At 35.7% G+C, this 20,599-nt stretch carries 20 protein-coding genes and 1 other annotated feature; all 20 genes read right to left on the bottom strand.

The annotated features are described in order from the left end of the window. Positions 1-139 precede the first annotated feature (139 nt). The 20 genes from fusA to cysE all read right to left on the bottom strand — a co-directional run bounded on the left by fusA (position 140) and on the right by cysE (position 20,473). Entirely contained in the window at positions 140-2,221 is a 2,082-nt protein-coding gene (fusA, locus tag HMPREF3265_RS01805) for an elongation factor G (RefSeq protein ID WP_049396704.1), read from the bottom strand. 121 nt (positions 2,222-2,342) lie between these two features. After that, positions 2,343-2,813, bottom strand: a complete 471-nt coding sequence (gene rpsG / locus HMPREF3265_RS01810) for a 30S ribosomal protein S7 (RefSeq protein ID WP_001137495.1) — start codon at positions 2,811-2,813, stop codon at positions 2,343-2,345. 70 nt (positions 2,814-2,883) lie between these two features. Further along, complete coding sequence (gene rpsL / locus HMPREF3265_RS01815) at positions 2,884-3,297, bottom strand: 30S ribosomal protein S12 (RefSeq protein WP_016931318.1); 414 nt, start codon at positions 3,295-3,297, stop codon at positions 2,884-2,886. Between the two features lie 89 nt (positions 3,298-3,386). Further along, positions 3,387-3,647 (bottom strand): ribosomal L7Ae/L30e/S12e/Gadd45 family protein, encoded by a 261-nt coding sequence (locus HMPREF3265_RS01820; RefSeq protein ID WP_070440607.1) that lies wholly within the window; start codon positions 3,645-3,647, stop codon positions 3,387-3,389. A 197-nt stretch (positions 3,648-3,844) separates the two neighbouring features. Then, positions 3,845-7,438 carry a DNA-directed RNA polymerase subunit beta' gene (gene rpoC, locus HMPREF3265_RS01825; RefSeq protein ID WP_176744744.1) on the bottom strand — a complete coding sequence of 1,198 codons (3,594 nt, stop codon included), beginning with the start codon at positions 7,436-7,438 and terminating at the stop codon, positions 3,845-3,847. A gap of 199 nt (positions 7,439-7,637) precedes the next feature. Then, complete coding sequence (gene rpoB, locus HMPREF3265_RS01830) at positions 7,638-11,189, bottom strand: DNA-directed RNA polymerase subunit beta (RefSeq protein WP_037552082.1); 3,552 nt, start codon at positions 11,187-11,189, stop codon at positions 7,638-7,640. Positions 11,190-11,394: 205 nt separating this feature from the next. Beyond that, a complete protein-coding gene (locus HMPREF3265_RS01835; RefSeq protein ID WP_070440613.1) occupies positions 11,395-12,003 on the bottom strand; it encodes a class I SAM-dependent methyltransferase in 609 nt (202 codons plus the stop codon). Positions 12,004-12,175: 172 nt separating this feature from the next. Then, the gene (rplL, locus tag HMPREF3265_RS01840; RefSeq protein WP_011276720.1) at positions 12,176-12,544 is read right to left on the bottom strand and encodes a 50S ribosomal protein L7/L12; all 369 of its coding nucleotides are present in this window, start codon (positions 12,542-12,544) and stop codon (positions 12,176-12,178) included. Positions 12,545-12,583: 39 nt separating this feature from the next. Beyond that, positions 12,584-13,084 carry a 50S ribosomal protein L10 gene (gene rplJ, locus HMPREF3265_RS01845; protein ID WP_011276721.1) on the bottom strand — a complete coding sequence of 167 codons (501 nt, stop codon included), beginning with the start codon at positions 13,082-13,084 and terminating at the stop codon, positions 12,584-12,586. Between the two features lie 38 nt (positions 13,085-13,122). Next, positions 13,123-13,274: a sequence feature (ribosomal protein L10 leader region), on the bottom strand. A gap of 258 nt (positions 13,275-13,532) precedes the next feature. Then, positions 13,533-14,228 (bottom strand): 50S ribosomal protein L1, encoded by a 696-nt coding sequence (gene rplA / locus HMPREF3265_RS01850; RefSeq protein ID WP_011276724.1) that lies wholly within the window; start codon positions 14,226-14,228, stop codon positions 13,533-13,535. A 224-nt stretch (positions 14,229-14,452) separates the two neighbouring features. After that, complete coding sequence (gene rplK, locus HMPREF3265_RS01855) at positions 14,453-14,875, bottom strand: 50S ribosomal protein L11 (RefSeq protein ID WP_001832298.1); 423 nt, start codon at positions 14,873-14,875, stop codon at positions 14,453-14,455. A 186-nt stretch (positions 14,876-15,061) separates the two neighbouring features. Further along, positions 15,062-15,610 (bottom strand): transcription termination/antitermination protein NusG, encoded by a 549-nt coding sequence (gene nusG, locus HMPREF3265_RS01860; RefSeq protein ID WP_037552085.1) that lies wholly within the window; start codon positions 15,608-15,610, stop codon positions 15,062-15,064. 17 nt (positions 15,611-15,627) lie between these two features. After that, complete coding sequence (gene secE / locus HMPREF3265_RS01865; RefSeq protein ID WP_011276726.1) at positions 15,628-15,828, bottom strand: preprotein translocase subunit SecE; 201 nt, start codon at positions 15,826-15,828, stop codon at positions 15,628-15,630. 61 nt (positions 15,829-15,889) lie between these two features. Beyond that, entirely contained in the window at positions 15,890-16,033 is a 144-nt protein-coding gene (gene rpmG / locus HMPREF3265_RS12105; protein ID WP_075140394.1) for a 50S ribosomal protein L33, read from the bottom strand. Between the two features lie 95 nt (positions 16,034-16,128). Beyond that, entirely contained in the window at positions 16,129-16,719 is a 591-nt protein-coding gene (locus HMPREF3265_RS01870) for a sigma-70 family RNA polymerase sigma factor (protein ID WP_070443011.1), read from the bottom strand. A 70-nt stretch (positions 16,720-16,789) separates the two neighbouring features. Next, positions 16,790-17,317 (bottom strand): NYN domain-containing protein, encoded by a 528-nt coding sequence (locus HMPREF3265_RS01875; RefSeq protein ID WP_011276728.1) that lies wholly within the window; start codon positions 17,315-17,317, stop codon positions 16,790-16,792. Further along, positions 17,314-18,063: a 23S rRNA (guanosine(2251)-2'-O)-methyltransferase RlmB gene (rlmB, locus tag HMPREF3265_RS01880; RefSeq protein ID WP_070443014.1), complete on the bottom strand. Its 750-nt coding sequence runs from the start codon at positions 18,061-18,063 to the stop codon at positions 17,314-17,316. The genes HMPREF3265_RS01875 and rlmB overlap by 4 nt, the downstream gene beginning before the upstream one ends. An 8-nt stretch (positions 18,064-18,071) precedes the next feature. After that, positions 18,072-18,458 (bottom strand): Mini-ribonuclease 3, encoded by a 387-nt coding sequence (locus HMPREF3265_RS01885; protein WP_029376688.1) that lies wholly within the window; start codon positions 18,456-18,458, stop codon positions 18,072-18,074. A 1-nt stretch (position 18,459) separates the two neighbouring features. Next, entirely contained in the window at positions 18,460-19,860 is a 1,401-nt protein-coding gene (gene cysS / locus HMPREF3265_RS01890) for a cysteine--tRNA ligase (RefSeq protein WP_070581355.1), read from the bottom strand. Further along, on the bottom strand, positions 19,844-20,473 hold the full coding sequence (gene cysE / locus HMPREF3265_RS01895; protein WP_176744743.1) for a serine O-acetyltransferase: 630 nt from the start codon (positions 20,471-20,473) through the stop codon (positions 19,844-19,846). The genes cysS and cysE overlap by 17 nt, the downstream gene beginning before the upstream one ends. Between the last annotated feature and the right edge of the window lie 126 nt (positions 20,474-20,599).

Raw genomic sequence — 20,599 nt, forward strand, 5'->3', positions numbered from 1 at the left:
TCATGAGACATAATGATTGTTAGAATTCATAATTCATTTATAATGCATTTTCAGTAAAAAATCAATTCATAAAGATGTTCACTTAATTAATAAGCTTACGCTGTATTTTACCTAGAAATTCTAGCTAAAACAAGTTTAATTATTCACCTTTATTTTTTTTGATGATATCATCAGCAATTGATTTTGGAACTTCTGCATAGTGATCGAAGTACATAGTGTAAGTACCGCGACCTTGAGTGTTAGAACGTAATGAAGTTGCGTAACCGAACATTTCTGAAAGTGGTACATAAGCGTTAACAACTTGTGCATTACCACGAGGTTCCATACCATCAACACGTCCACGACGAGCTGTTACGTCACCCATGATATCGCCCATGTATTCTTCAGGCATTTCGATTGTTACTTTCATCATTGGTTCTAAGATAACTGGATCACATTTTTTAGCAGCTTCTTTAAGTGCTAATGATGCAGCAATTTTGAAGGCCATTTCAGATGAATCGACATCATGGTATGAACCATCAAATAATTTAGCTTTAACATCGATTAATGGATAACCAGCTAATACACCGTTTTCCATAGCATCTTTAAGACCAGCTTCAACTGATGGAATGTATTCACGAGGAACTACACCACCAACGATAGCGTTTTCGAATTCGAAACCTGCGCCAGTTTCATTTGGTGTGAATTCAATGTGAACATCACCGTATTGACCACGACCACCAGATTGACGAGAGAATTTACCTTGAACTTGTGCAGATTGCTTGAATGTTTCACGATATGAAACCATTGGCGCACCTACATTACATTCAACGTTGAATTCTTTCTTCATACGGTCAACTAAGATGTCTAAGTGTAACTCACCCATACCACCGATGATAACTTGTCCAGTTTCTTCATCTGTGTGTGCATGGAAAGTAGGGTCTTCTTCTTGTAATTTAACTAAAGCTTGAGTCATTTTATCTTGGTCAGCTTTAGATTTTGGTTCTACTGATAAGTGGATAACTGGTTCAGGGAATTCCATTGATTCTAAGATAATGTCATTCTTTTCACCACATAATGTGTCACCAGTACCTGTATCTTTAAGACCAACTGCAGCAGCGATATCGCCTGAGTAAACAGTGTCGATTTCTTGACGTGAGTTAGCATGCATTTGTAATAAACGACCTACACGTTCACGTTTGTCTTTAGTTGAGTTCTTAATGTAAGAACCTGATGTTAAAGTACCTGAATATACACGGAAGAAAGTTAATTTACCAACGTAAGGGTCAGTCATAACTTTGAATGCTAATGCAGCAAATTCAGCTGAATCGTCTGGTTTAGCAATTACTTCTTCTTCAGGATTTTCAGCACGATGGCCTACGATTGGTTTAACATCTAAAGGTGATGGTAAGTAGTCAATTACTGCGTTAAGCATTAATTGAACACCTTTGTTTTTGAATGCTGTACCGCAAAGTACTGGGTAGAATTCTACGTCAGTAGTTGCTTGACGAATTGCATCTTTTAACTCTGCTACTGAAATTTCTTCATCACCAAGATATTTTTCCATTAATTCATCGTTAGTTTCTGCAACTGCTTCGATTAAATTAGAACGAGCTTCTTCTGCTCTTTCTTTGTGATCTTCAGGAATTTCAATTTCTTCAATTTCAGTTCCTAAGTCATTAGTATATTTGTAGCATTTCATTTCTACTAAGTCGATGATAGCTTCAAATTCGTCTTCGGCACCAATTGGTAATTGGATAGGTGCAGCGTTAGCATCTAAACGATCATGTAATGTACTTACAGAATAGTCGAAGTTAGCGCCTAATTTATCCATTTTGTTTACGAATACGATACGAGGTACACCATAAGTTGTAGCTTGACGCCAAACTGTTTCAGTTTGAGGTTCTACACCTGATTGAGCATCAAGTACAGTAACCGCACCATCAAGTACACGTAAAGAACGTTCAACCTCAACAGTGAAGTCTACGTGTCCTGGAGTATCGATAATGTTTACACGGTGGCCATCCCATTGAGCTGTTGTAGCAGCTGATGTGATTGTAATACCACGGTCTTGTTCTTGTTCCATCCAGTCCATTTGTGAAGCACCTTCGTGTGTTTCACCAATTTTGTGGATACGACCTGTATAGTAAAGAATACGTTCAGTCGTAGTTGTTTTACCAGCATCAATGTGAGCCATGATACCGATGTTACGAGTGTTTTTCAAAGAAAAGTCTCTAGCCATTGTTTTTCTCCTTCCAGTAATTACTGAATAAGTACTATTGAATATGGCGATGCCCTAAGCATGAGCCATCTTATTTGGTAAACCAATGTGACGGAACACACTCAGGGTTAAAGCTTTAATCTTACCAGCGGTAGTGAGCGAATGCTTTGTTCGCTTCTGCCATTTTGTGAGTGTCCTCACGTTTCTTAACGGCACCACCTGTGTTATTAGCAGCATCTAAGATTTCGTTAGCTAAACGATCTTCCATAGTTTTTTCACCACGAAGACGAGCGTAGTTAACTAACCAACGTAACCCTAGTGTAGTACGACGTTCTGGGCGAACTTCAACTGGTACTTGGTAGTTTGAACCACCCACACGACGGGCTTTTACTTCTAATACTGGCATAATGTTGTTAATTGCTTCTTCAAATACTTCTAAAGCATCACGACCACTGCGTTGTTCTACAAGGTCAAATGCTGAATAAAGAATTCTTTGTGCTGTTCCACGTTTACCATCTAACATAATTTTGTTGATCAATTTTGTAACTAATTTAGAGTTATGAATTGGATCTGGTAATACGTCTCTTTTAGGTACTGATCCTTTACGAGGCATAATTAAAATCCTCCCTTCCTATTATAGTATATTATTAAAAATTGAAATTAAAATTTACACAATCTTAAACTTAATTTTTAGGTTTTTTAGTTCCGTATAATGAACGGCCTTGTCTACGTCCGTCAACACCTGAAGTATCAAGTGCACCACGTACGATGTGGTAACGCACACCAGGTAAGTCTTTAACACGTCCACCACGTACAAGTACTACACTGTGTTCTTGTAAGTTATGACCGATACCAGGGATGTATGCGTTGATTTCAATATTGTTTGATAAACGCACACGTGCATATTTACGTAACGCTGAGTTAGGTTTTTTAGGTGTCATAGTACCTACACGAGTACAAACACCACGTTTTTGAGGTGAATTTAAGTTAGTAAATTGTTTCTTTTTACTATTAAAACCTCTGTTTAAAGCTGGTGAATCTGATTTTTTAGATTTGCTTTGTCTAGGTTTACGTACTAATTGGTTAATAGTTGGCATTGAAATGTCCTCCTCTCTTCACTTTTTAATTCCACACATCCAGGTGGTTCATTTTTAGGTTAAATAAAATTTAGTAAGCAATATACTTACTAATTCTCATTCAATAACGCAACAATTGTTGCATTAACGTTAATACCTACATAACTTCCTAAAGCATGCTTACTTTGAAAATAAGTAATAGGCATATTTTTATGATTGATTAAACTAAATACGTGAGCTAACAAATGTACCTCAACGTCTTGAGCAATAATCAAAGATGCAACTTGATCTCTATTTAACGCTTTAAGCGTTTCTTTAAGACCAACTACATAGTGTTGTTTGTTAAAGCGTGCAACTTTTTCATTAGACATTAAAATATCCTCCAAAGTTCTGCTTGCATCAACCTTTACAATAATAACACTTAAATCAGCATTAAGTCAACATATTTTGCAGACTTTTTACTAATTATAAAAAATAAAGAACGAGAGCGAGACTATCGTCTTAAAAGATTGATAAGTCCCGTCTCGTAGATATTGAAATGAATATGAATTCAGTGTTATTTCATTTATTATTCAATGATTTCTGCTTCTTCAGTTTCAGTAACTGGTGTTTCAGCTTTATCATATTTAACGTCACTATAACGTCTCATACCAGTACCAGCTGGAATTAACTTACCAATAATAACGTTTTCTTTAAGTCCAAGTAAGTCGTCACGTTTACCTTTGATTGCTGCATCTGTAAGTACACGAGTTGTTTCTTGGAATGATGCTGCTGATAAGAAGCTTTCAGTTTCAAGAGAAGCTTTTGTAATACCAAGCAATACTGGTTTAGCAGTTGCTGGACGTTTACGTTCTTTAAACGCTTCTCTGTTTGCATCTGTAAAGCTATGAATGTCAACCAATGAACCAGGTAATAACTTAGTATCACCAGCTTCGATGATTCTAACTTTACGTAACATTTGTCTTACCATTACTTCAACGTGTTTATCGTCAATTTCTACACCTTGCATACGATAAACTTTTTGAACTTCTTTAAGTAAGTAGCTTTCAGTCGCATTTAAACCAGCAACAGCTAGGAAGTTCTTAGGTTCGATTGAACCTTCAGTTAATACTTCACCACGTTCAACTGATTGACCGACTTCTACTTTTAATCTAGAAGTACCTGAAGCTAAGTAAGATCTTGTTTCATTAGCACCTTTAACAACAATTTCTTGTTGGCGATCTTTTGCTAATTTAATATCTTCAACGACACCTTCGATTTCAGTAATCACAGCTTGACCTTTTGGATTACGTGCTTCGAAGATCTCTTGGATACGTGGAAGACCTTGAGTGATATCGCTACCTGCTACACCACCTGTATGGAATGTACGCATTGTAAGTTGGGTACCAGGTTCACCGATTGATTGGGCAGCGATTGTACCAACTGCTTCACCCACTTCAACTTTTTCACCAGTAGCAAGGTTCTTACCGTAACATTTTTCACATACACCGTGACGTGTGTTACATGTAAATGCTGAGCGGATGTACATTTGTTCAATACCGGCATCAGTGATTTTCTTAGCAATTTCAGCAGTGATTAATTCGTCTGGACGGATGATGATTTCATCAGTTTCAGGATGACGAATTGTTTCTTTAGAATAACGTCCTTCAATACGTTCGATGAATGGTTCGATCATTTCTGTACCTTCTTTGATATCAGAAACTAGTAAGCCGCGGTCTGTGCCACAGTCTTCTTCACGAACAATAACGTCTTGAGCAACGTCAACAAGACGACGAGTAAGGTAACCAGAGTCAGCTGTTTTAAGGGCTGTATCGGCAAGACCTTTACGCGCACCGTGTGTAGAGATGAAGTATTCTAACACTGTTAAACCTTCACGGAATGAAGATGTGATTGGTAACTCAATAATTTTACCTGATGGTGCGGCCATTAGACCACGCATACCAGCTAATTGTGTAAAGTTAGACGCGTTACCACGTGCACCAGAATCACTCATCATGAAGATTGGATTTGTTTTCTCAAGAGATTGCATTAATTCGCCTTGAATTTGATCTTTGGCATCTGTCCAAATTTCAACAACGGCATTATAACGTTCATCTTCAGTAATTAAACCACGATTAAATTGTTTAGATACACGTTCTACTAATTTTTCGTGCTCATCTAAAATGTCTTGTTTATCTGGAAGTACAACAATATCTGCTACACCAACAGTAATTCCAGCTTTAGATGAGAATTTGAAACCTAAATCTTTCATACGGTCAAGCATCATAGATGTATCAGTGATACTGAATCTATTGAAGACTTCGGCAATAATATTACCTAAGAATTTTTTATTGAATGGTTCAATAAGTTCTTGTTCTTCAAAGTATGCTTTAAGTCCACCTTCACCTAATTGAGTTGGATCAATAAAGTATTTGTCAGGTGTTTTACCTTCAAGATTTGTTTGACTAGGTTCATTGATGTATGCGAATGAATCAGGAATGATTTCATTGAAAATTATTTTACCTACTGAAGTAGCTAAAATTTTGTTATTTTGAGCTTCTGTGAATGTAGGGTTGTTAAATGATTTCGCATGTACACCAATACGAGTGTGTAAATGAACATAGCCATTTGCATAAGCTTTAAGCACTTCGTTTGTATCATTAAAGATAGTACCAGTGTTCACTGCATCTTTACGTTCTAATGTTAAGTAATAGTTACCTAATACCATATCTTGTGATGGTGTTACGACAGGTTTACCATCTTTAGGGTTCAAGATGTTTTGAGCAGCTAACATTAACATACGTGCTTCAGCTTGTGCTTCTTTAGATAAAGGAACGTGAACGGCCATTTGGTCACCGTCAAAGTCCGCGTTGTAAGCTGTTGTTACAAGTGGGTGTAGACGGATAGCACGACCTTCAACTAATGTAGGTTCGAATGCTTGGATACCTAATCTGTGAAGTGTAGGTGCACGGTTAAGTAATACAGGGTGTTCTCTAATTACATCTTCCAATACGTCCCATACTTCATCGTCCATACGCTCAATTTTACTTTTAGCATTTTTGATGTTAGTAGCAATTTCACGTTGAACTAATTCCTTCATTACGAATGGCTTGAACAATTCAAGCGCCATTTCTTTAGGTAATCCACATTGATACATTTTTAAGCTTGGACCAACAGCGATAACTGAACGACCTGAATAGTCAACACGTTTACCAAGTAAGTTTTGACGGAAACGACCTTGTTTACCTTTCAACATATGTGAAAGTGATTTCAATGGTCTGTTACCTGGACCAGTAACTGGACGACCACGACGACCGTTATCGATTAAAGCATCAACTGCTTCTTGCAACATACGTTTTTCGTTTTGAACGATGATGCCAGGAGCACCTAAGTCTAATAAACGTTTTAAACGATTATTACGGTTAATAACACGACGGTATAAATCATTTAAATCACTTGTTGCGAAACGTCCACCATCTAACTGAACCATTGGACGGATTTCAGGTGGAATAATTGGAAGTACGTCTAAAATCATCCACGCTGGATTATTACCTGAGTTTCTGAATGATTCAACAACTTCTAAACGTTTAATCGCACGTGTCAATCTTTGACCAGTTGCAGATTCTAATTCGTCACGTAATGATTTTAATTCTTCGTCTAAGTTAATTTCTTCTAATAGGTCTTTAATACCTTCAGCACCCATTTTAGCTACAAATTGACCTGGGTATTTATCATAATATTCTCTGAATTCAGCTTCAGATAATAATGATTTTTTCTCTAAGCCTGTTGGACCTGGATCTACTACAACATATGAAGCGAAATAAATAACTTCTTCTAATGCTCTAGGAGACATGTCTAATAAAAGACCCATACGACTTGGAATACCTTTGAAATACCAAATATGTGAAACTGGAGCAGCTAATTCAATGTGTCCCATTCTTTCACGACGTACTTTAGATTTAGTTACTTCTACACCACATCTGTCACAAACCATGCCTTTGTAGCGTACACGTTTGTACTTACCACAACTACATTCCCAGTCTTTTGTAGGTCCAAAAATTCTTTCACAGAAAAGACCATCTTTTTCTGGTTTCAATGTACGATAGTTGATTGTTTCTGGTTTTTTTACTTCACCGTATGACCATGAACGGATTTTTTCAGGTGAGGCTAAACCGATTTTCATATAATGGAAATTATTTACATCAATCAAGGAGCCTACCTCCTTCAATTTAGATTAGCTGTGCTATTTGATTGATTTACATCTATTGAAACTAAAACAAGTCATATGATTGTAGGGAAGAAATCAGCACGATTAGCTTATTTTAAGTTTAAATCGAACTGAGTTTCTAACCCCTTACTTTTTTTATAACTTCAAATTCTAATTAGTCAGTAGTTTCTTTTTGAGTTTCAGGAACATCTTTTTGTTGTAAATCTACTTTGCGCTCAGTTGCATCTTCATCATCAACATCAGCCATTTCGATTTCATTATCTTGTTCATCCATAACTTTGACATCTAAACCTAAACTTTGCAATTCTTTCATCAATACGCGGAATGATTCTGGAACACTTGGTCTAGAGATGTTTTCACCTTTAACGATAGCTTCGTAAGTTTTAACACGTCCTACTGTATCGTCAGATTTGTAAGTTAAGATTTCTTGTAATGTGTAAGCAGCACCATATGCTTCTAGTGCCCATACCTCCATCTCACCGAAACGTTGTCCACCGAATTGTGCTTTACCACCAAGCGGTTGTTGTGTAACTAGTGAGTATGGACCAGTTGAACGAGCGTGTAATTTATCGTCAACCATGTGTGCAAGTTTAAGCATGTACATAACACCAACAGAAATACGATTATCAAATGGTTCACCAGTTCTACCATCGTATAAGACTGTTTTACCGTCACGAGCCATACCTGCTTCTTCGATTGTTGACCATACATCATCATCGTTCGCACCATCGAATACTGGAGATGCAACATGGATGCCTAAGTTTTTAGCAGCCATACCTAAGTGTAATTCTAATACTTGTCCGATGTTCATACGAGATGGTACACCAAGTGGGTTTAACATGATATCAATTGGACGTCCATCTGGTAAGTAAGGCATATCTTCTTCAGGTACAATCTTAGAGATAACCCCTTTGTTACCATGACGACCACACATTTTGTCCCCAACATGGATTTTACGTTTTTGTACGATGTATACACGTACTAATTGGTTAACGCCTGGAGATAAAGTATCATCGCCTTCTTCACGATTAAACACTTTAACATCTAGAACGATACCACCAGCTCCGTGAGGTACACGTAATGATGTATCACGTACTTCACGTGCTTTTTCACCGAAGATAGCGTGTAATAATCTTTCTTCAGCTGTTAATTCAGTCACACCTTTAGGCGTTACTTTACCTACTAAGATGTCACCGTCTTTAACTTCAGCACCAACGTAGACAATACCACGATCATCTAAGTTTTTAAGTGCATTTTCTGAAACGTTTGGAATATCACGAGTGATTTCTTCAGGTCCTAGTTTAGTATCACGGGCTTCTGATTCATATTCTTCAATATGAATTGAAGTATAAACGTCATCTTTAACTAGACGTTCACTCATAATAACAGCATCCTCATAGTTGTAACCGTCCCAAGTCATGAAACCAACGACAACGTTACGACCTAATGCCATTTCACCTAATTCCATTGATGGTCCGTCAGCTAAAATTTCATTATATTCAACGACATCGCCAACTGAAACAATTGGACGTTGGTTGTAACAAGTACCAGTGTTTGAACGTTTGAATTTAGCTAATGGATAACGATCTAATTCACCTTCATGTTCAGTACCGTTTTCTTCTACTAAACGACGAACTAAGATTTCTTTAGATTCAACATGTTCAACGCGACCTCTATATTTAGCTGTAATTGCAGCGCCTGAGTCACGTGCAGCAACATGTTCCATACCTGTACCAACAAATGGTGCTTCTGTGTTCATCAATGGTACTGCTTGACGTTGCATGTTTGCACCCATTAATGCACGGTTAGAGTCATCATTTTCAAGGAAAGGAATACATGCTGTCGCAGCTGAAACTACTTGTTTAGGAGATACGTCCATGTAGTCCATTTTCTCTTTAGCCATAACTGTGTTATTACCACGGAAACGACATACGACTTCATCATCTAAGAAACGACCATTTTCATCTAAGCGAGAGTTCGCTTGAGCAACTACATAGCTATCTTCTTCATCAGCTGTTAAGTAGTCGATTTGATCTGTAATAGAGTTAGTGTCTAAGTCTACTTTACGATATGGTGTTTCAATGAAACCAAATTCATTCACACGTGCATAACTTGATAATGAGTTAATCAAACCAATGTTTGGTCCCTCTGGAGTCTCGATTGGACACATACGACCATAGTGAGAGTAGTGAACGTCACGTACTTCCATTTGAGCACGTTCGCGTGTTAAACCACCAGGTCCTAATGCAGAAAGACGACGTTTATGCGTTAACTCAGCTAATGGATTGGCTTGGTCCATGAATTGTGATAATTGAGAGCTACCGAAGAACTCTTTAATTGACGCAATAACTGGACGGATATTAATTAATTGTTGCGGTGTGATAGAGTCTGTGTCTTGAATTGACATTCTTTCACGTACAACACGTTCCATTCTTGATAAGCCGATACGGAATTGGTTTTGTAATAATTCACCAACTGAACGTAAACGACGGTTTCCTAAGTGGTCAATATCATCTGTATAACCAATGCCATTTAACAAGTTAAAGAAATAACTCATTGAAGCAATAATATCTGCTGGTGTAATACATTTAACTTCTGAATCTGGTAATGCATTACCAATTACAGTAGTCGTACGACCTTCTTCATCATTTGGTACGTAAACTTTGATTGATTGAATCTCAACAGGTTCATCAATAACTGTACCTTCTAATTCAAACACTTCACTATTAGCATTTGTTTCTAAAACTTCCATAATTTCGTCTAATTTACGACGGTCTAAAACTGTACCTTCTTCGGCAACAATTTCACCAGTTTCGCTATTAACGATTGGTTCTGCTAATTTTTGGTTAAATAAGCGGTGTTTTAAGTGTAATTTTTTATTAGCTTTGTAACGACCAACACTTGCTAAATCATAACGTTTAGGGTCGAAAAAGCGTGAATAAAGTAAACTTTTCGCATTTTCAACTGTTGGTGGCTCACCAGGACGTAAACGTTCGTATATTTCTAATAATGCTTGCTCAGTATTTTCAGTGCCATCTTTTTCAAGCGTATTACGTAAATATTCACTGTCTCCTAATAAATCAATAATTTCTTGATCATTTGAGAAGCCTAAAGCACGTAATAATACTGTTAATGGTAATTTACGCGTTCTATCAATACGTACATAAACTACATCTTTAGCATCTGTTTCATATTCTAACCATGCACCACGGTTAGGGATAATTGTCGCATCATAGTTTTCACGACCGTTTTTGTCAATTTTTTCATTGAAATAAACGGATGGTGAACGTACTAATTGAGACACGATTACACGTTCTGCACCATTGATTACGAATGTGCCTGTATCTGTCATTAATGGGAAGTCACCCATAAATACTTCTTGTTCTTTAACTTCGCCAGTTTCTTTGATTATTAGACGTACTTTAACACGAAGAGGTGCAGCATAAGTAGCGTCACGGTTTTTTGATTCTTCTAAATCATATTTTGGTTCACCTAATCGATAATCTACAAACTCTAAAGAAAGGTTACCTGTGAAATCTTCAATTGGAGAAATATCACGGAACATTTCTAATAAACCTTCTTTTAGGAACCAGTCGTAAGATTTAGTTTGAATTTCTATTAAGTTTGGTAATTCTAATACTTCTGAAATTCTCGCATAATTTCTACGTTTACGATGTCTTCCATATTGGACAACTTGACCTGCCAAACAGATTCACCCCTCAAATATTGTGTGATGAACCAATACGCGTAAAATCGTATAACAAGACAAAAAGAAAACGGCAACACAGTTGATGACACCATTTTCGATTCTACATTTATTCTTGTTTATCGTACTCTTTTCGCGTAAAAGTACACACTTATTGAACATAAATTTTTACATTTTATAACTATATCAGAATACGACTTTGAAATCAACCTTTTCGGCTTTTCAATATATAGTACCCTTTATTCTTGTTAACAACTTCGACATTATTGAAAATTTCTTCCATTTTCTTTTTAGCAGAAGGCATACCTTGTTTCTTTTGAATCACAACGTACAACTCACCTTGTGAATTTAACTGTTGATATGCTTCTTCAAAAATACGATGAACAACTTCTTTGCCAGCTCTAATGGGAGGATTGGTTAGTACATAATCAAAATGACTATCCTTTAGTTGTGATAAACCATCACTTTCTTTGATAATGACGTTATCAATTTGATTTGCTTTTTTATTCTTTTCAGCAAGATTTAAGGCACGATGATTCACATCAACCATAGTAACTTGATGATGTGGCGAAACTTTTGCAATCATTAATCCTATCGGACCATACCCGCATCCGACATCAGCAATCGTCTTACTTGGTCCAGGACGATGCTCGTTTAAAAATGTTTGTACTAACGTATCTGATCCAAAATCTACTTGTGCTTTTGAGAACACACCTGCATCTGTAGTTAAATTTAATTGATGGGAATGATAATGATATTGAATGACTCTTTCATCACTTTGTACATTTGGATTTTCATCATAATAGTGTCCCATAACGTCACCTCTTTTTTCATTGTTCATCTTTATTTTACTAGAAAATGAAGTAAAAACCCCGTTATCGTGATAACGGGGTTTTAATTTCTCAAAGAATTCGGGTTACTTCTGATAATGCATTATTAATACATCAAAAACACATAACCTTCGATATTAAGTTAAGATACTAGAATTATTTTAATTCTACAGTAGCTCCAACTTCTTCTAATTGTTCTTTAAGTTTTTCAGCTTCTTCTTTAGCAACGCCTTCTTTGATTACTTTAGGTGCGTTATCTACTAATTCTTTAGCATCTTTTAAGCCTAAGCCAGTTGCTTCTTTAACTGCTTTAACAACTTTGATTTTTGAAGATCCAGCTGAAGTTAACTCAACGTCAAATTCAGTTTTTTCTGCTGCTGCGTCTCCGCCACCAGCTGCACCAGCTGCTGCTACAGGAGCTGCTGCTGTTACACCAAATTCTTCTTCAATTGCTTTTACTAAATCGTTTAATTCTAATACTGACATTTCTTTAATTGCTTCAATGATTTGTTCTTGATTAGCCATTTTATATTTCCTCCAATTATTTTAATTTTTTATGCGCAATTATTCAGCGCTTTCTTCTTTTTGTTCTCCAACAGCTTTAACCGCATAAGCGAAGTTGCGTACTGGAGCTTGTAATACTGATAAAAGCATAGAAACAAGACCATCGTGTGAAGGTAATGAACCAACAGTTTTAACTTCTTCTGCTGAAATAACGCTACCTTCCATAACGCCTGTTTTGATTTCTAAAGCTTCATGTTCTTTAGCAAATCCTGCGATAACTTTCGCTGGTGCTACTACATCTTCAGTTGAAGTTGCAACAGCTGTAGGACCTGTTAAGAATTCATCTAAGCCTTCGATACCTGCTTGTTCAGCTGCACGACGAACCATAGTGTTTTTGTAAACTTTGTACTCAACACCAGCTTCACGTAATTGTGAACGTAGTTCAGTTACTTCTGCAACTGTTAAGCCACGGTAGTCAACGATAACAGTTGAAACTGAATTTTTAAGTTGTTCAGCAATAACATCAACTTGTTGTTTTTTAGCTTCGATAATAGCAGACATTCAGACACCTCCATTTTTATTTTTGGTGCTTTTTAAATTTCTCAATAAAAAAAGCACTTTCTACCCACGGCAAAAAGCGCTTGAAAGATCATTTTTATGATCACACGTTCAAGTCAATTTTAGCCTCGGCAGGATAATTTTTAAGTTATACTATAACTCCTACTGTCTTAGGTAAAATAATCACAATAAATAATATAACCTCATTATTGTAATATGTCAATCACTTTTCCAATTTTTTCTATAAATGAGATAAAGTTATTACTTCTCTATCGACTAATTATTTCTTCGCCATCATATATGAAGACATAGACTTCAATATGTTCGGAATAAATAAATTCCATTTATAGATTACATCATGTTCACACAAAAGTTATTTCTGTATATACATAACAATAACCTGTGACATTCGAAAGTCACAGGTTCTATAATTAAATAAGTTTACACTTAATTATAATTTGAATGATGAAGTATCAATTTTAACTCCAGGACCCATTGTTGTAGTTACAGCAACAGATTTGAAGTAAGTACCTTTAGCAGATGATGGTTTAGCTTTAGCTAATACATCTTGTAAAGTTTTGAAGTTTTCAACTAATTTTTCATCGCTGAATGAAACTTTACCGATTGAAGCATGTACAATACCTGCTTTTTCAGCACGGTATTCAACTTTACCAGCTTTGATTTCTTCAACAGCTTTTTTAACGTCCATAGTTACTGTACCAGTTTTAGGGTTTGGCATTAAACCTTTAGGTCCTAATACACGACCTAATTTACCTACTTCGCCCATCATGTCTGGTGTAGCTACTACTACGTCAAAGTCGAACCAACCTTGTTGGATTTTTTGTACGTACTCAGATTCACCTACGTAATCTGCGCCTGCTTCTTCTGCTTCAGTGATTTTGTCACCTTTAGCAAATACTAATACACGTTGTGATTTACCAGTTCCGTTTGGTAATACTACTGCACCACGGATTTGTTGGTCATTTTTACGTGTATCAATTCCTAAACGGAAAGCAACTTCAACTGATGCGTCAAAGTTAGCAATGCTTGTTTCTTTAGCTAAGCTGATTGCTTCTTCAACACTATAATGTTTAGTACGATCAACTTTATTAGCTGCTTCTTGATACTTTTTACCTTTTTTAGCCATTTATTGTTCCTCCTTTAGTGGTTTTAGCGGAATTTCCTCCCACGCTTACTTGTGCCTAACACAAGTTAAGAGCAGATAACAGATGAATGTCTAATGTTTGAGTAATCTTAAGAAAGATTACTAGTCACCCAGACTAATCATAGACAATATTGTCGTTGTCATTTCTGTTACCTGCTATCGTCTATCAGTTTATTTCAAAATTAAACTAACTTTGTATTCATTAATTATTGTACAGTGATACCCATACTACGAGCAGTACCTTCGATAATACGCATAGCTGCTTCTTCGTCTGCAGCGTTTAAGTCTTGCATTTTAGTTTGAGCAATTTCACGTACTTGATCTTTAGTTACTGTAGCAACTTTAGTTTTGTTAGGTTCACCAGAACCTTTTTCTACGCCAGCCGCTTTTTTAAGTAGTACTGGAGCCGGTGGAGTTTTAGTAATGAATGTAAATGAACGATCTTCATAAACACTGATTTCTACCGGAATGATTAAACCTGCTTGTTCTTGTGTACGTGCGTTGAATTCTTTACAGAATCCCATGATGTTCACACCTGCTTGACCTAATGCTGGACCAACTGGTGGTGCTGGGTTCGCTTTACCTGCAGGAATTTGTAATTTAACTACTTTTTCTACTTTTTTAGCCACGATGTGCACCTCCTTGATATCGTGATGTGGTCACAGGGCTCAGTTTTGCCCTCCCACTCATAAACATTTCGTGACGAAATGAGCGCTATAAAAACGCGACCACATTATTTTAACACTGAACCAACTTAAAAAGCAATAGTAAAATTTCATCTTTTTTGTTGTTCAATGTTTTTAAAATTTAATTGATTATAGTTTTTCTATTTGATCAAATTCAACTTCAACTGGTGTTTCTCTTCCAAACATATCAACTAATACTGTTAATTTAAATTTATCAGGTTCGATTTCTTGAACTTCTCCAACTTGATTAGCGAACGGTCCAAATTTAATACGAACTTGTTCTCCGACTTCTAATTCTACGTCGATTGTTTTTTCTTTAAGTCCCATTTGTTTTAAAATGAATCGCATTTCTTCAGGTAATAATGGGTTTGGTTTAGAACCTGCTCCAGCTGAACCAACGAATCCTGTAACACCAGGTGTGTTACGTACTACATACCAAGATTCATCAGTCATCACTAGTTCTACAAGTACATAACCAGGGAACGTTTTTTTTAGTTGTTTTTTAGCTTTACCATCTTTAACTTGTGTTTCTTCCTCTTCAGGTATGACAACTCTAAAAATCTGTTCTGTCATATTCATTGATTCTACTCTTTTTTCTAAATTCTTCTTAACTTTATTCTCATATCCAGAATACGTATGCACAGCATACCAACGCTTTGCGCCAACCTCTTCAGACATGTTGTCACTCCTTATTCTTATCTAAATAGTTCAATTAAATTCCCAATACCTATATCTAATACCCAGAAAAAGACCATAAAGAAGATTACTGTAGAAACTACAATTACAGTATATTTAAAAAGTTCTTCTTTTGTTGGCCAACTCGTTTTTTCCATTTCACTTTTAACGCCTTGGAAGAAACTGTCTTTTTCTTTGTTTGTGCCCTTATCTTTAGCCATCAAAATTACCTCCATACTCACAGTTAGTTAACCGTTAACTTTAATAGCAATACTTTCACTATTATTTAGACTCTTTATGAATCGTATGTGCATTACATCTCGAACAATATTTTTTTATTTCTAGTCTCGTTGCAGAAGTTTCTTTTTTCGGTACGTTATAATTTCTAGTACCACAAACATCACAAATTAAAGGTACTTTTTTCAAATCAGTTCACCTTTGCTCATTTTAATACCAGTATACTATACATAAACCTAACATTAAATGTCAAACAAGCGCCGATGTGTATGAGTTGATACAACTTAATAAAGACGCCTCAATAAATAGTACTTCATTTTCATTTTACAACGTTGAATACTATTGTAAACCACTTTATCTTTAATACCTAGCTGTTTTGCAATTTCACTAGGCGAATAATCAGACATTAGTAATTCAGCTACGCTTCGCTCGAATCGACTTAATACTGTTAAACTACTCGCTAGCAATTCTCGCTTCTCTTTTATCATAAAGATATCTTCAATATGTTTACTTGATTGATTCAATTTGTAATCAATAACATAGTCATTAATGATGCTTTCGTGCTTATCAGTCTCAATATATTTTCTTCTCCAAAAATCATTTCGCATCGATCGTACGATACAATTCAAATAGTGTTCGAAAGGAACATCTGTACTAAAATCAAATGTATGAAGTGCTAAATAAATCCTGATTAAAGTTTCTTGTACTAAATCTTCAATATCTTCATTTTTCATTCCATAACTTTTAAATTTTATAAAAAGTTTAGGTTGTATGTGGTTTACTATATCTATAAATAATCTCTCTTGTTCGTGACTACTACGACTATTTTGGAATGCTTTAAAGATCTTCTCTAGTTGTATAAATTGATGCGCCATAAACCTTACCTTTCAAATTAAGTTAGGCAAAGTTTATATGAAGTCATTTTCAAAAGACAAGTGGACGATTTTAATCTTTGTTATGATTTCCACGTCTAATCTTTTCAAATTCTGCTAATACATCATTTGATAACGAAATGCGAGTTCTCGGTTTACTTTCTGTGAAATCATCTAATGACTTACTCACTGTGATTTCATTTTCTCTTAAATCACGCCACATCTCTCTCGAAGATACACGATATGCGCCAGCACCAAATATTGCATGTTGCTCGCTCATATCACTGGTTACAACGGTAATATGTGTCGTGTGCTTGTTATATAAATTATAAACATAACGTTCTATATAGCTATCCGCAGTCTCTTTTTCTTTTGTAAATACTGTTTTTACACCATGATAAATGTATTCTCTTTCTATACCTGATTGTTCATACGCATCAAACACACATACAATTTCATCAGCTACAACAGCATTATAGTTTGCTATAGCATCTAATAATTGCTCTCGTGCTTCTTGCAAATTATCTTTTGCAATTTTACCGAGTTCAGGTGACTGTCCAATCATATTGTAGCCATCAATTATCAAATATTTATCTTTCATGCGTTATCTCCGATTTGATGACGTTTACGATATACTTCATACATCATTAAACTAGCAGCTACCGATGCATTGAGGCTATTAACATGTCCAACCATAGGTATTTTAATGTAAAAATCACATTTATCTTTCACTAATCTACTCATGCCTTGTCCTTCACTACCGATAACGATAGCTAATGGCATATCCACCGCCATTTCTCTATAGTCTGTTGCATTATCCGCTTCAGCACCTGCTACCCAGTAGCCATGTTCTTTTAATTCGTCAATTGTTTTTGCTAAATTCGTAACACGCATAACTGGAACATGTTGTATCGCACCTGTTGACGCTTTAGCAACTGTTTGCGTTAATGCTACTGAACGTCTTTTAGGAATAATAACACCATCAACACCGCTAGCATCTGCCGTTCTCAATATAGAGCCTAAGTTATGCGGATCTTCAAGGCCATCTAAAATCACTACAGTTGATAAACCTTCTTTATCCTTTTGAGATTGAATAAATTGATCGAAATCAGCATATTCATATGGTGCAATAAGTGCAGCAACACCTTGATGAGGTGCATTTGCTAAATTATCTAATTTGGATTTTGGAACTGTTTGCACAATCAATTTTTGCTCTTTAGCATTTTGTAAAATATCATTGATTTGTTGCTTTCTGATTCCCTCTTGTATCCAAATTTTATTAATTGTATGGCCAGAAACAATCGCTTCTTTAACAGCATGCCTACCGACAATAACGATATCTTCCACTGTTTTCACTACCTTTCATTGACTGTTTGAACAATCATATCAAGTAAATTTTCCAATCTTTCTTCTTGATGATCTAAATATAAATATCCAATGACTGCTTCTAAACCAGAACTTTTACGATAAGTTTGAATATCCGTATTTTTAGCCTTAGTGTGACTTTTAGCATTACGACCTCTTTTAACAATATCTAATTCTTCATCCGTGAACCAACCCATTTCAAATAATGTTTCTAAAGTTTGCGCCTGACTTTTCGCAGACACATAACTTTTCGAAACTTGATGCAATCGATTAGGCTTACTTTGTAATTTAAGAACGATATATTCTCGCACGTGCTGGTCCAACACTGCGTCACCCATGTAGGCTAATGTTAACGGGTTTAACAATTTAATATCCATATTATCCACGTTTAAAGCGTACACCTTGTGGCGTATCCTCTAATATAATGTTTTGTTCTTTAAGCATATCTCTTATTTCATCTGCACGTGCAAAGTCTTTATTTTTACGCGCTTCATTACGTTCTTCGATAAGCTTTTCAATATCTTCATCAAGTAACATATCTGATTTATTACCTTTTAGTGGAACTCCAAGTACATCACTAAATATCTGATAAACTTCTTTGAATCGAGAAATGACTTGAGTAGATGTATTGTTCTCTAAAACATATTTATTCGCAAGTTTAGATAAATCGTACCAAGCCGTAACAGCATTAGCAGTGTTGAAATCATCATCCATTACTGTCTCAAATTGCTCTAAAATAGCATCGATTTGTTCGATATATTTAGATTGGTCAACGATGTCTGTCGCGATTGTTTCACGTTCTTCTATCAATTGATAGCTATTACGAATGCGTTCTAAACCACTCTTAGCTGCATTAACAAGTTCTAGATTATAATTAATAGGACTTCTATAATGTACGCTAATCATGAAGAATCGTAGAACGTCAGGATCTACTTCTTTTATGATGTCATGAACTAGTATAAAGTTACCTAACGATTTACTCATTTTCTCGTTATCTATATTTATAAAACCATTATGCATCCAGTAATTAGCAAATGGGGCATGATTATGCGCTTCTGATTGCGCAATTTCGTTTTCGTGATGAGGGAATTGTAAGTCAGAACCACCAGCATGAATATCAATTGTTTTGCCTAGTTCATGAAACGCCATTACTGAACATTCAATATGCCAACCTGGACGCCCTTCACCAAAAGGACTTTCCCAACTAATTTCACCTGGTTTTGCTTTTTTCCATAAAGTAAAGTCTAACGCATCTTCTTTTTGTTCCCCAGCTTCTATTCTTGCTCCTACCTTTAAATCATCTAATGATTGATGGCTTAATTTACCGTAACCTTCAAATTTGCGTGTTCTAAAGTAGACATCGCCGTCACTCTCATAAGCGTAACCTTCATCAACTAGCTCTTTAATAAAATCAATAATCTCATCCATATGATTCATTACACGTGGATTCGAAGTCGCTTTCTTAACGTTTAATGCACCAACATCTTCATAAAATGCTTTAATGTATCTATCTGCAATATCCGGTACACTCTCATTCAATTCCTTAGAACGGTTTATTAATTTATCGTCTACATCTGTGAAGTTTGAAACATAAATCACTTCGTATCCTTTATATTCAAAATATCTACGTACAACATCATAATTTATGACAGGACGTGCATTACCAATGTGAATATAATTGTATACTGTCGGACCACAGACATACATTTTCACCTTACCTGGTTCGATAGGTTCAAATGTCTCTTTTTGACGCGTTAATGTATTATATAATGTAATCATCTTTAATCTCTCCGTTCTTCGCTTTTTCAAGTTGTTTTTCTAGTTGCTTAATTTGTTCATATAAAGGGTCAGGTAAATTACGGTGATCAAATGTTTTACCGATACGTTTACCCTCTTGTTTAATAATATGTCCAGGAATACCGACTACAGTCGTGTAACTTGGAACTGATTGTAATACCACTGAATTCGCACCAATATTCACATTTGAATCAATTTGAATATTACCTAACACTTTTGACCCAGCTGCGATTAATACATTATCGCCAATATCAGGGTGACGCTTTCCTTTTTCTTTGCCCGTACCACCCAGTGTTACACCTTGATAAATAGTCACATTATCACCAATTGTACAAGTCTCACCAATTACTACACCCATACCATGGTCTATAAATAAGCGTTTGCCAATTTTCGCGCCTGGATGTATTTCAATACCTGTAAAGAAACGTGATACTTGAGATATAATTCTCGCCAATACGTAGCATTTCTTATTATATAGTTTGTGTGCAATAAGGTGACTCCAAACTGCATGTAATCCAGCATATGTTGTAATAACCTCAAATGTTGTACGAGCTGCTGGGTCTTGTTCGAATACCATTTTCACATCGTCTCTCATTCTTTTTATCAAGACTGTCGCCCCCTCAGTTTTTTAAAAAGTTTAAAAATTTCCAAATTTAATAACAAAATACTTAAATACACTCTAAATAAAATAATTAGCGCCCCTAACACTTAAGATGCTAGA

The organism is Staphylococcus sp. HMSC62B09, assembly GCF_001839115.1.
Classification (GTDB): Bacteria; Bacillota; Bacilli; order Staphylococcales; family Staphylococcaceae; genus Staphylococcus; species Staphylococcus haemolyticus.

Excerpts from the sequence above, each read along its gene's own strand:
- nusG (WP_037552085.1), bottom strand. The coding sequence starts at position 15,610 with ATGTCTGAAGAGGTTGGCGCAAAGCGTTGGTATGCTGTGCATACGTAT.
- HMPREF3265_RS01875 (WP_011276728.1), bottom strand. The coding sequence starts at position 17,317 with ATGAAAGATAAATATTTGATAATTGATGGCTACAATATGATTGGACAG.
- rplL (WP_011276720.1), bottom strand. The coding sequence starts at position 12,544 with ATGGCTAATCAAGAACAAATCATTGAAGCAATTAAAGAAATGTCAGTA.
- rpsG (WP_001137495.1), bottom strand. The coding sequence starts at position 2,813 with ATGCCTCGTAAAGGATCAGTACCTAAAAGAGACGTATTACCAGATCCA.
- cysE (WP_176744743.1), bottom strand. The coding sequence starts at position 20,473 with ATGAGAGACGATGTGAAAATGGTATTCGAACAAGACCCAGCAGCTCGT.
- HMPREF3265_RS01870 (WP_070443011.1), bottom strand. The coding sequence starts at position 16,719 with ATGGCGCATCAATTTATACAACTAGAGAAGATCTTTAAAGCATTCCAA.
- secE (WP_011276726.1), bottom strand. The coding sequence starts at position 15,828 with ATGGCTAAAGATAAGGGCACAAACAAAGAAAAAGACAGTTTCTTCCAA.
- rplA (WP_011276724.1), bottom strand. The coding sequence starts at position 14,228 with ATGGCTAAAAAAGGTAAAAAGTATCAAGAAGCAGCTAATAAAGTTGAT.
- rpoC (WP_176744744.1), bottom strand. The coding sequence starts at position 7,438 with ATGAAAATCGGTTTAGCCTCACCTGAAAAAATCCGTTCATGGTCATAC.
- cysS (WP_070581355.1), bottom strand. The coding sequence starts at position 19,860 with ATGATTACATTATATAATACATTAACGCGTCAAAAAGAGACATTTGAA.
- rplJ (WP_011276721.1), bottom strand. The coding sequence starts at position 13,084 with ATGTCTGCTATTATCGAAGCTAAAAAACAACAAGTTGATGTTATTGCT.
- HMPREF3265_RS01885 (WP_029376688.1), bottom strand. The coding sequence starts at position 18,458 with ATGGATATTAAATTGTTAAACCCGTTAACATTAGCCTACATGGGTGAC.
- HMPREF3265_RS01820 (WP_070440607.1), bottom strand. The coding sequence starts at position 3,647 with ATGTCTAATGAAAAAGTTGCACGCTTTAACAAACAACACTATGTAGTT.
- HMPREF3265_RS01835 (WP_070440613.1), bottom strand. The coding sequence starts at position 12,003 with ATGGGACACTATTATGATGAAAATCCAAATGTACAAAGTGATGAAAGA.
- rpsL (WP_016931318.1), bottom strand. The coding sequence starts at position 3,297 with ATGCCAACTATTAACCAATTAGTACGTAAACCTAGACAAAGCAAATCT.
- fusA (WP_049396704.1), bottom strand. The coding sequence starts at position 2,221 with ATGGCTAGAGACTTTTCTTTGAAAAACACTCGTAACATCGGTATCATG.